The sequence below is a fragment of the Sinomonas sp. genome (genome assembly GCF_036848755.1).
In the GTDB taxonomy this organism is placed as follows: domain Bacteria; phylum Actinomycetota; class Actinomycetes; order Actinomycetales; family Micrococcaceae; genus Sinomonas.
This window is the reverse complement of record NZ_DAIUJO010000140.1, coordinates 1-7,978: the sequence shown is the minus strand read 5'-3', so window position 1 is coordinate 7,978 and position 7,978 is coordinate 1. Positions and strand designations below refer to the sequence as shown.

Genomic DNA, 7,978 nt, shown 5'->3' with positions numbered 1-7,978 from the left:
GCGATGAGCAGCGGAGCTGATGAAAGTTTGCGGGCGTTCCTTCGGCATGAGCACGCGCAGGCGCCCGTCCCTCGTTCCGCAGAACCATGGCAGGCGCCCACGAGGCTGCGGCGCATGGATACCCCGGCTTCGCGAAGGCGCGAGCATCTCCTCTGGAGCTTGGAGGCGGCCGGCCTGAGCGAGGACCAAGCCCGAGCCGAGGCAGACCGCATTCTGGCGGGAGACGTCTGGAGCGGGTGACCCCGGCGCGACTCGCAGACGCGCGACGACGCGCGCTCGGCTACAGAGGGCCGCGCTCCTACAGAGGGCCGAGGCCCTGGCGGGCGAGATCGTGGAGAAGCTGGTGGTAGCTGGCGAGGGCCAGCGGGGGCGCCTGATGGAGGTCGGCGAAAGTGGCCCGTGGGCGGTCGACCCGATACAGCGCCAGGATGACGCGGTCCTCTTCATCGTCCCCCAGGGCGTGGTAGGCGCCGATCCGGCAACCGGAGGCCAGCGCCTGCGCGTACATGCCCAAGCGCGCCTCTGGAGTAGGGTTCCCCGCCCTGTTCCACGCTTGGACGACGTCTTTCGAGTCCAACATTTCCCGTCCTCCTTGTACTGCCGGTCGGTTCTTTTACTGTCCCAAGTCGCCGTACTCACAAACCACACTTGTCCGTACTCGAATCTGTTGTCGGACCACTCGCGTGCTCCTCGCTGCGAGCATGCGCCGACGGCCCCAGCGTCCCCGCACGGGTCAGCTCCCTTGCCCGCGCCCCGTAGACTGGTCCCGATGACTAGGCTCTTCGGAACGGACGGCGTCCGCGGGCTGGCCAATGGCCTGCTGGACGCGCAGTTGGCACTCAGGCTCTCCCAAGCGGCCGCCGTCGTGCTTGGGCACCGCGAGGTTCCCGATGGCACCCGGCCCCGTGCCGTCGTCGCCAGGGACCCCCGCGCGAGCGGGGAATTCCTGAGCGCGGCGGTCGAAGCAGGCCTGGCGAGCGCGGGTGTCGACGTCTACAACGCGGGCGTCCTGCCGACTCCCGCGGCGGCGTATCTCGTGGCGGATCTCAAGGCCGATTTCGGCGTCATGATCTCCGCGTCGCACAACCCGGCCCCGGACAACGGCATCAAATTCTTCGCGCGCGGCGGCCACAAGCTTCCCGACGAGGTCGAGGACGCGATCGAGGCCGAACTCGAGCGCGAGCCGGTCCGGCCGACGGGCGACGGCGTGGGGCGGGTTCGCCGCTTCGCCGATGCCGAGGACCGCTACGTCGTGCACCTCCTCACGACCCTCCCGCATCGCCTCGACGGGCTCACGGTCGTCATCGACTGTGCGCACGGCGCTGCCTCCGGCTGCTCGCCCCAGGTGTTCAAGGACGCCGGAGCCAACGTGATCGTGATCGGCGCCGAGCCGGACGGGATCAACATCAACGAAGGCGTCGGCTCGACACACCTCGAGACGCTTCAGGCCGCGGTGGTCGCGCACGGCGCCGACCTCGGCGTGGCCCACGACGGCGACGCCGACCGCTGCCTCGCGGTGGACCACGAGGGCAACATCGTGGACGGCGACCAGATCATGGCGATCCTCGGGATCGCCCTCAAGCAGGACGGCCGCCTGCGCGACGACGTGCTCGTCGCGACGGTCATGAGCAACCTCGGCCTCAAGATCGCTCTGCGCGATGCGGGCATCACCGTGCGCGAGACCGCGGTGGGCGACCGCTATGTCCTCGAGGAGATGCGCGCGAACGGCTATTCCCTCGGCGGGGAGCAGAGCGGCCACGTCATCTTCCTCGACTACGCGACGACGGGCGACGGCGTCCTCACCGGGCTCCAGCTCGCAGCCCAGATCGCCAAGACGGGCAAGCCGCTCAAGGAACTCGCCGCCGTCATGACCCGGCTTCCGCAGGTGCTCATCAATGTGAAGGGCGTCGACAAGTCGCGCGTCACGGAGGACGACGGCGTGAGCCTCGCCGTGGCAGAGGCCGAGGCGGAGCTCGGCGACACCGGACGCGTCCTCCTCCGCCCGTCGGGCACCGAGCCGGTGGTCCGGGTCATGGTCGAGGCGGCCGACGAGGCTACGGCCCAGGCCATCGCCCAACGGCTCGCCGCCGTCGTCGAACGCCGGCTCTCCCTCGCGCTCAACAACTCCGAGTCGGTGCGCCAGGCCTAGTCTGGGTGCATGCGCCAGCCGTCGCCCGCCGTCGTCCGTCAGGTCCTGCTCAGGCGCGGCCTCGTCCGTGGAGCCCTCCTTCGGCCCAGCCTCGTTCGGGGGGTGCAGCGCCTCAGTGCCGCGCTCGGGCGCGCGGGCGGCGCACTTCAACCGCCCCAGGCGCGCTTCCTCCAGCTGAGCGGGGGAGTCGCCTCGATCATGCTCATGCGCGCGGCGGTGCAGACGCGGCTCGTCGAGCCCCTCGCCCAGGGGCCGCTCACGGCAGATGCCGTCGCCGGGCGTCTGGGCCTCCACGCCCCCACCGTCCACCGGGTGCTGCGGGGGCTGGCCGTCTACGGGCTGGCACGCCTCGACCGAACGGGCCGCTTCTCGCTCACCTCCACCGGGCGCCTCCTCCTCGACGGGCATCCGCACACGATGGCCGGCTGGATCCGCTACATGACCTCGCCCATGGTGATCGAAGGCTGGTCCAGGCTTCCGGAGACGCTCCGTGACGGCCTGCCGGCGTTCAACGCCGCGACGGGGACCACGATCTGGGAACACCTCGCACAGCATCCCGACGAGGAGGAGGGCTTCGCCCGGACGATGCGCGAGCTGACCCTCATGGCCGCGCCCCTCATCGTCGCCGCCTATCCGTGGCCCGAGGACGGGACGGTGTGCGATGTCGGCGGCGGGGTGGGCTCGATGCTCGCGGAGGTCCTCCGGGCCCGTCCGGCGCTCTCGGGGGTGCTCGTCGATCAGGCCGGACCGCTCGCCGGAGCAGCGGAATACCTCGCGGCGCGGGGCGTCGAAAGGCGTGTGACCGCCGTCGAGGGCGATCTCTTCGAGGGGTTCTCCGCGTCCGCGGACGTCTACCTCCTCAAGGACGTCCTGCACGATTGGGACGACGACCAGTGCCGGGCGATCCTGCGCACGGTCCGCGCGGCGGCGCCCGCGGGGGCCCGGCTGCTCGTGCTCGAGTGGCTGCAGGAGCCGAACCGGGCCGAGTTCCCCGTCTCGATCTCGGACATCATGATGCTCGCGCAGACGGAGGGCAGGCAGCGCTCGGCGGACGAGTTCTTCGCGCTCGCGGCACCTGCCGGGTTCACTCCCGGGCGCGTCATCGACACGGGCGCCTACGGAATCGTTGAGCTCGTCGCCGAGTGAGGCCTAGCCGACCCCCTCGGACTGCAGCCGTTTGGCGACGTCCTGCGGCATGGTGGAACAGCCGTCCGGGCCGCTCTCGGTGGCCGGGTGGTCTGCCGCGGTGTCCGCGATCCCGATCGTCTTGACGGCTGCCTGCCAGCCGCCCATTCCGGCGAGCTGCCGCGGCACCCAGACGTTCGCCGCGCCGTTGATGAGATCGGCTGCCTCCGGGTTCGCGGCGGCGCTGATGTCGAGGCCCCCGCCCGCCGCGCGGCGGACGTTGTCCGGGTCGGGGAGCACACCCATGAGCTGCTCCGACTCGTATTGGGTCAGCTGGGAGGGCGGAGCGTTGAAGTAGTACCAGCTGGCCGCGCAGATGCCGAAGAGTTTCGGCCCGAACTGCGCGTAGTTGAGGTACAGCTCCATGATCCGTTCCTTCGGCAGCATGAAGTCGAACTCTTCGGAAAGTCCCGCCTCGATTCCCTTCCGGAGTGGGTCCTGGCTCGGCCAGAGGAAGATGTTCTTCACAAGCTGCTGCGGGACCGTCGAGCCGCTCGGATCGGGCTGGCCGGATGCGAAGGCCTGGGCCCGGGCCATGAAGTCATCGATCGAGAAGGCGCCCGCACGCGTCCCGAGCTCCTCGTCCTCGTGGGCGATGACCGATGCGATCGTGTAGCGGCTGATGTGGTCGATCGCGACATATTGGTACACGGTGGGCTCGCCGGCCTCGAGCATGAACGCGGTGCGCGGCGGGGTGATCCAGTTGTACGCGAGCGTCGTGACGAGGCTCCCGACGACGGCGATGATGCTCACGATTGCGGTGATCCGGAGGGCGCGGCGGAACCGGCCACGAGGCTTCCTGCCGTTGCCCCGCTTGGACTTTGTCCGGCGCGGAAGCCGCGGCAGCCGCCCCCGAGGCTCTCGCTCGCGAGGCTCTTGGTCCTCGGGCTCGAGCGGCGGGAGGGCCGGCAGGCGACGGCGGTCCCTCCACCCCTGCGGCGACGGCGCAGAGGGGTCGGCGTCCACAGGGCCCAGCGGGGTGACCCCGCGTCCATGGATGCGGGGAGGGGGCAGCGGCGTCGTGTCGGCCTGATAGTCCATGGTGAGCGGGCTCCTGAGGTTAGCGAGGGGGTCCCATGGAGAGGGCGGGCCGGGCCAGTCTAGGCGACGAACCTCAAAGCAGACGGCCGCCCACCTCGACAGGGTGGGCGGCCGGCGTCGTGCACTGCGGGGAGGGGAAAGGCCTAGACCTCGCGGGCCTTGAGTGCATCCCGGATCTCGGTGAGGAGCGCAATCTGGGGGTCGACGGGCTCCTCCGCCGCCTTGTCGTGGATGCCGAGCCGGCGGTTGCGCCGCTCGATGAGGTGGTTCATGGGCATGACAACCAAGAAGTAGATCGTCGCCGCGACAATGAGGAAGTTCACAACGGCCGTGAGGAACACGCCGATCTTCACGGGCCCGAAGACCAGGAAGCTGTCGAAGTTCGGCTGTCCCACCAGGACCGAGATGATGGGCATGAGGACGTTCTGGACGAGAGCGGTAACGACCGCGTTGAACGCGGCACCTATGATGACGGCGACGGCAAGGTCGAGGACGTTGCCCTTCATGATGAAGGCTTTGAATCCGTTGAGCATGGCGCCAGAGTAGCGTGAACATAGCGGATGTTATGTGAACTGCGGGTGACTGCCTGGTGCGTGTCAGACCTTGCGCAGGAGCATCCGCCGGATCGAATGGTCCGCGTCCTTGCTCAGCACGAGCTGGGCGCGGCCGCGGGTCGGCAGGACGTTCTGGATGAGGTTCGGCTCGTTGATCGACTTCCAGATGCTGCGCGCCGTCGTGATCGCTTCGGTGTCCGAGAGCGAGGCGTAGCGGTGGAAGTAGCTCTCCGGCTGGGCGAAGGCGCCTGAGCGGAGTTTGAGGAAGCGTTGGACGTACCACTCCTCGATCGAGCTCGTCTTCGCGTCGACGTAGATCGAGAAGTCGAAGAAGTCGCTCAGAGCCAGACCGGTGGTGCCGTCGAGCCGCGGGCGCGCGGGGGCGAGGACGTTGAGGCCCTCGACGATGAGCACGTCAGGCCTGCGCACCACGACCTCCCGGCCGGGGACGATGTCGTAGGTGAGGTGCGAGTACCAGGGCGCCCGCACCTCCTCCGCGCCGGACTTGATCTCGGCGACGAACCGCAGGAGGGCCCGGCGGTCGTACGACTCAGGGAACCCCTTGCGGTCGAGGAGCCCCCGGCGGGTGAGCTCGGCGAGCGGATAGAGGAACCCGTCCGTCGTGATGAGCTGCACATCCGGGGTCGACGGCCAGCGGCGCAGCATCTCGCGCAGCACGCGGGCGATCGTGGACTTGCCGACGGCGACCGAGCCCGCCACTCCGATCACGAACGGCGTGCGCTGAGTCTTCTCGCCGAGGAACGTCTGGGTCGCGCTGTGCAGCTGGCCGGACGCTTCGACGTACAGGGAGAGCAGGCGGCTGAGCGGGAGGTAGACCTCACGGATTTCGCGGAGGTCGAGGGGGTCGCCGAGGCCGCGCAGCCGGTCGATGTCTTCCTGGTTGAGCGGCTGTTCCATGCGGTTTGCGAGCTGGGACCAGCGGGCGCGATCGAGCTCGACGAAGGGGGTGGCACCGTCGCCGTCGAACTCGTTCCTGTCCAGACTCACTCAGGTGATTCTGCCAACGTGGTCGCTCTGAGCGAAATACGCCGTGAAATGAGACCCCGGTAGGATGATCGGCATGTGTGGAATCGTCGGCTACGTCGGTAGTGCAACTGCGCGCCGCAACGGAGACTACAGCGCCCTTGACGTCGTGATCGAGGGACTGCGCCGCCTCGAGTACCGGGGCTACGACTCGGCGGGGGTCGCCGTCGTGTCGGACGGCACTGTGCAGTCTCGGAAGAAGGCCGGCAAGCTCGCGAACCTCATCGCCGAACTCGAGGAGCACCCGCTGCCCTCGAGCCTCACGGGTATAGGGCACACCCGCTGGGCCACGCACGGCGGGCCCACGGACGCGAACGCCCACCCCCACCTTGCCGATCAGGGGCGTCTGGCCGTCATCCACAACGGCATCATCGAGAACTACGCCGAGCTCAAGCAGGAGCTGCTCGCGAAGGGCGTCGTCTTCGCATCGGAGACCGACACTGAGGTCGCGGCCGCGCTCATCGGCGACTTCTACCGCGGCGCGGCCGACGGCGACATCACCAAGGCGATGCAGCTCGCGTCCCAGCGGCTCGAGGGGGCGTTCACGCTCCTCGCGGTGCACGCGGAGCAGCCCGGCGTCGTCGTCGCTGCGCGCCGGAACTCGCCGCTCGTCGTCGGCCTCGGTGAAGGGGAGAACTTCCTCGGCTCGGACGTCTCGGGCTTCATCGACCACACGCGGCGTGCCGTCGAGCTCGGTCAGGACCAGATCGTCACGATCACCCCCGATTCGTTCGTGATCACGGACTTCTACGGCCGGCCCGCCGAGGGCAAGGAGTTCGAGGTCTCGTGGGACGCGGCGTCGGCCGAGAAGGGCGGCTTCCCCTCCTTCATGGAGAAGGAGATCCACGACCAGCCGGCCGCCGTGCATGACACGTTGCTCGGCCGCTCGGACACGCGCGGCCGTCTCATCCTCGATGAGCTGCGCATCGATCCCGCCGAGCTCAAGCAGGTCAACAAGATCATCGTGCTTGCCTGCGGCACCGCTTCGTACGCCGGCATGGTCGCGAAGTACGCGATCGAGACCTGGTGCAGGATCCCCACTGAAGTCGAGCTCGCGCACGAGTTCCGCTACCGCGAGCCAATCGTGGACAGGAACACCCTCGTCGTCTCGATCAGCCAGTCCGGCGAGACGATGGACACCCTCATGGCCGTCCGGTACGCGCGCGAACAGGGCGCGAAGACGGTCTCGATCTGCAATACGAACGGCTCGACGATCCCACGCGAGTCCGACGCGGTCCTCTACACGCACGCCGGGCCCGAGATCGCCGTTGCCTCGACCAAGGCATTCCTCGCCCAGATCACGGCCGCCTACCTGCTCGGGCTCTATTTGGCCCAGCTGCGCGGGAACATCTTCTCCGGTCAGATCAAGGACGTCCTGGCCGACCTCAACAAGATCCCCGAGAAGATCCAGAAGGTCCTCGACACCACGGGCCCCCTCCGCGAGCTCGCTCGGAGCATGAAGGACGAGAAGTCCGTGCTCTTCCTGGGCCGCAACGTCGGTTACCCGGTCGCGCTCGAGGGTGCCCTCAAGCTCAAGGAGATCGCGTACCTGCACGCGGAGGGCTTCGCCGCGGGCGAGCTCAAGCACGGGCCCATTGCCCTGATCGACGAGGGCCAGCCAGTGTTCGTCGTCGTGCCGTCGCCGCGCGGCCGGGACTCTCTGCACGCCAAGGTGGTCTCCAACATCCAGGAGGTTCGGGCCCGCGGGGCACGCACGCTCGTGATCGCGGAGGAGGGCGACGAGGCCGTGCGCGAATACGCCGAGCACGTCGTCTATGTGCCGGAGACGCCTCCTCTGCTCATGCCGTTGCTCACGACCGTCCCGCTGCAGATCTTCGCCGCCGAGCTCGCGGCGGCGAAGGGATTCGACGTGGACCAGCCGCGTAACCTCGCCAAGTCGGTCACCGTAGAGTAGCCCCACCCCCCTCCCACCGTTTCGGGTACGGCTGTCCCGCGCCCTGGCCGTTTCGGGTACGGCTATCCCTCTCCCACCGTTTCGGGTACG

The 7,978-nt window shown here is 68.7% G+C and carries 7 protein-coding genes; 3 read left to right on the top strand and 4 right to left on the bottom strand.

Annotation, left to right across the window (positions count from 1 at the left end):
- Nucleotides 1–298: 298 nt before the first annotated feature.
- Nucleotides 299–580 carry a hypothetical protein gene (locus V7053_RS16615; protein WP_334173383.1) on the bottom strand — a complete coding sequence of 94 codons (282 nt, stop codon included), beginning with the start codon at nt 578–580 and terminating at the stop codon, nt 299–301.
- A 189-nt stretch (nt 581–769) separates the two neighbouring features.
- Between V7053_RS16615 and glmM the strand changes: the two genes are divergently transcribed.
- Nucleotides 770–2,149 (top strand): phosphoglucosamine mutase, encoded by a 1,380-nt coding sequence (gene glmM, locus V7053_RS16610; RefSeq protein WP_334173382.1) that lies wholly within the window; start codon nt 770–772, stop codon nt 2,147–2,149.
- Between the two features lie 9 nt (nt 2,150–2,158).
- Nucleotides 2,159–3,295: a methyltransferase gene (locus tag V7053_RS16605; RefSeq protein ID WP_334173381.1), complete on the top strand. Its 1,137-nt coding sequence runs from the start codon at nt 2,159–2,161 to the stop codon at nt 3,293–3,295.
- A 3-nt stretch (nt 3,296–3,298) separates the two neighbouring features.
- Here V7053_RS16605 and V7053_RS16600 read toward each other — a convergent pair whose 3' ends face one another.
- The 3 genes from V7053_RS16600 to coaA all read right to left on the bottom strand — a co-directional run bounded on the left by V7053_RS16600 (nt 3,299) and on the right by coaA (nt 5,937).
- Complete coding sequence (locus V7053_RS16600) at nt 3,299–4,375, bottom strand: transglycosylase domain-containing protein (protein WP_334173380.1); 1,077 nt, start codon at nt 4,373–4,375, stop codon at nt 3,299–3,301.
- Nucleotides 4,376–4,518: 143 nt separating this feature from the next.
- A complete protein-coding gene (gene mscL, locus V7053_RS16595) occupies nt 4,519–4,908 on the bottom strand; it encodes a large conductance mechanosensitive channel protein MscL (protein ID WP_334173379.1) in 390 nt (129 codons plus the stop codon).
- Between the two features lie 63 nt (nt 4,909–4,971).
- Complete coding sequence (coaA, locus tag V7053_RS16590; protein ID WP_334173378.1) at nt 4,972–5,937, bottom strand: type I pantothenate kinase; 966 nt, start codon at nt 5,935–5,937, stop codon at nt 4,972–4,974.
- Nucleotides 5,938–6,010: 73 nt separating this feature from the next.
- Here coaA and glmS point away from each other — a divergent pair, with 73 nt between their 5' ends.
- Nucleotides 6,011–7,888 carry a glutamine--fructose-6-phosphate transaminase (isomerizing) gene (gene glmS / locus V7053_RS16585; RefSeq protein ID WP_334173377.1) on the top strand — a complete coding sequence of 626 codons (1,878 nt, stop codon included), beginning with the start codon at nt 6,011–6,013 and terminating at the stop codon, nt 7,886–7,888.
- Nucleotides 7,889–7,978 lie beyond the last annotated feature (90 nt).